This is a genomic window from Mycobacterium sp., from assembly GCF_052144515.1.
Classification (GTDB): Bacteria; Actinomycetota; Actinomycetes; order Mycobacteriales; family Mycobacteriaceae; genus Mycobacterium.
This window is the reverse complement of sequence record NZ_JBKQQD010000576.1, coordinates 1-2628: the sequence shown is the minus strand read 5'-3', so window position 1 is coordinate 2628 and position 2628 is coordinate 1. Positions and strand designations below refer to the sequence as shown.

Annotated in this window: 4 protein-coding genes; all 4 read left to right on the top strand. The window is 66.6% G+C overall.

The annotated features are described in order from the left end of the window. On the top strand, positions 1-740 hold a 740-nt coding region (locus ACLP9N_RS39835), incomplete at its 5' end, for an acetyl-CoA C-acyltransferase (protein ID WP_442412542.1). After that, on the top strand, positions 737-1507 hold the full coding sequence (pcaD, locus tag ACLP9N_RS39830) for a 3-oxoadipate enol-lactonase (protein ID WP_442412541.1): 771 nt from the start codon (positions 737-739) through the stop codon (positions 1505-1507). The genes ACLP9N_RS39835 and pcaD, both read left to right, overlap by 4 nt. Further along, positions 1504-2280 (top strand): CoA transferase subunit A, encoded by a 777-nt coding sequence (locus ACLP9N_RS39825; RefSeq protein ID WP_442412540.1) that lies wholly within the window; start codon positions 1504-1506, stop codon positions 2278-2280. The genes pcaD and ACLP9N_RS39825 overlap by 4 nt, the downstream gene beginning before the upstream one ends. Further along, positions 2277-2628, top strand: a 352-nt coding sequence (locus tag ACLP9N_RS39820; RefSeq protein WP_442412539.1) for a CoA-transferase, incomplete at its 3' end; no start/stop codon positions are given. The genes ACLP9N_RS39825 and ACLP9N_RS39820, both read left to right, overlap by 4 nt.

The window sequence follows — 2628 nt, the reverse complement described above, 5'->3', positions numbered from 1 at the left end:
GTGGCATGATCGAGACCGCGGAGAATCTGCGCAAGATCTATGACATCAGCCGCGTGGAGCAAGACGCGCTCGCGGTGCGCTCACATCAACGCGCGGTCGCCGCACACGGTGCCGGAAGGTTCACCAGTGAGCGGGCGCCCGTCACGGTTCCGGGTAGACGGGGCAAGCCGGACGTGACCGTCGACCGCGACGAGCATCCCCGACCCGACCTGACCGTCGAACGCCTGGCCGCGCTGTGCCCGATCCGCCTCGAACACGATCCACACTCCACAGTCACCGCGGGCAACGCGTCGGGACAAAACGACGGCGCCGCGATGTGCGTCATCACGACCCGCGATTACGCCGAAAAGCGCGGACTGACCGCGATTTTGGCGTTGCGATCCTGGTCCGTTACCGGGTGCCGCCCAGGAGAGATGGGAATCGGCCCGGTGAGCGCCCCCGCAGCAGCGCTCGAGCGAGCCAGGCTGACCCTCGACGACATCGACCTCATCGAACTCAATGAGGCGTTCGCCGTACAGGTGCTGGCTGTGCTGGCGGAATGGAAGGTCGAACCGCAGGACGAACGGCTCGACCCGAACGGCTCGGGCATCTCACTGGGCCATCCCGTCGGTGCCACCGGTGCCCGCATACTGGCCACCGCCGCCTACGAGGCCACGCGCCGCGACGCGCGCCACGTCCTGGAGACGATGTCTATCGGCCGAGGGCAGGGACTGGCTGCCGTGTTCGAGGTCGTCCGATGAGCACCGTGCAGGTCCAGGCTTACGTCACAGGCCTCGCCGACGGACCCGTCGTGGTGCTGTCTAATTCGCTGGGGTCGACACACCGGATGTGGGATGCCCAGCTCGTCGATCTCGAACAACGGTTTCGGGTGGTTCGCTACGACACCCGTGGCCATGGTGATTCACCGATCCCTCCGGGCCCCTATTCGATCGACGACCTAGCCGATGATCTGATCGCACTGCTGGATCACCTCGACGTGGAACGAGCACATATCGTCGGGCTTTCGCTCGGCGGCATGACAGCGATGCGGGTGGCGGCCCGCAATCCCGAGCGGGTCAACCGGCTGGTGCTGTTGTGCACCGGCGCGCAACTGCCGCCAGCCTCGGCTTGGACGGGGCGTGCAGCCACCGTGCGAAGCAACGGCACCGTCGCGGTCGCACCCACCGTAGTTGAGCGCTGGTTCACCACTGAATTCCTCGACGCCCACCCCGACATGCGCGCCTCCTGCGAGGAAATGATCACGCTAACCCCGGCCGAGGGTTACGCGGCCTGTTGTGAGGCCATCGCGGCGCTCGACTTGCGCGATGACCTCGCTTTGATCGACGCGCCCACTCTGGCGATCGCTGGCGCGGACGACGCGGCCACCCCTCCCCCCAAGCTGGAGGAGATCACCAACGGAGTCAAATACGGCCGGCTGCTGGTGGTCCCGCATGCCGCGCACCTGGCCAGCGCAGAACAGCCCGGGCTCATCACGCCGGCCATCATCGAACACCTGGAGCAGCCATGACGCTGACCAAGTTGGTAGATTCCCCTGCCGCAGCGGTGGCCGACATCCCCCACGGCGCCAGCCTGGCGGTCGGGGGATTCGGCCTGGTTGGAATCCCGTGGTTCCTCATCGAGGCGCTGCTGGAGCAGGGTGCCGCGAACTTGACCATCGTGTCCAATAATTGCGGCGTGGACGGCGCCGGGTTGGGCTTGCTCTTGGAGGCTCACCGGATCAGCCGCGTCGTCGCCTCCTACGTCGGCGAGAACAAGGAGTTCGCCCGCCAATATCTGACCGGTGAGCTGACCGTGGAGCTGACCCCACAGGGCACGCTCGCCGAGCGCCTGCGCGCCGGCGGCAGCGGTATCGGCGCGTTCTTCACCCCCACCGGTGTCGGGACCCTGGTCGCCGAGGGCGGTCTGCCCTGGCGCTACCGCGCCGATGGCAGTGTCGCGCTCGCATCACCACCGAAGGAGGTCCGCAGCTTCCGCGGCACCGAGATGGTGCTCGAAGAGGGCATCGTCACCGACTTCGCGCTCGTCCGCGCCGCGGTCGTCGACACCGCTGGAAATTGCCGATTCCACGCCGCGGCCCGCAACTTCAACCCACCGGCAGCCATGGCGGGGCGGACCAGCATCGTGGAGGCCGAGGAGGTGGTCGCGGTCGGTCAGCTGCACCCCGACGACATTCACCTGCCCGGCATCTTCGTCAAGCGAATCGTCGCGCTGACACCGGAGCAGGCGGCCCGTAAGCACATCGAGAAGCGCACCACCCGGCAACGAGAGGCAATGCCATGAGCTGGACCCGCCACGATATGGCCGCCCGCGCCGCCGCCGAACTGCGCGACGGGGACTACGTCAATCTAGGAATCGGGCTGCCCACGCTCATTCCCGACTATCTACCCGAAGGCTCCCACGTCATCCTGCACGCTGAGAACGGCATTCTGGGCGTCGGCCCCTTCCCATATGACGATGAGGTGGATCCGGATCTGATCAACGCCGGCAAGCAGACCGTCTCAGTGGTTTCGGGTGCGTCCTACTTCGACTCCGCCATGAGTTTCGCGATGATCCGCGGCGGTCACGTAGACGTCGCTGTCCTTGGAGGCATGCAGGTCGCGATGAACGGCGACCTGGCCAACTGGATGG

Excerpts from the sequence above, each read along its gene's own strand:
- ACLP9N_RS39825 (WP_442412540.1), top strand. The coding sequence starts at position 1,504 with ATGACGCTGACCAAGTTGGTAGATTCCCCTGCCGCAGCGGTGGCCGAC.
- pcaD (WP_442412541.1), top strand. The coding sequence starts at position 737 with ATGAGCACCGTGCAGGTCCAGGCTTACGTCACAGGCCTCGCCGACGGA.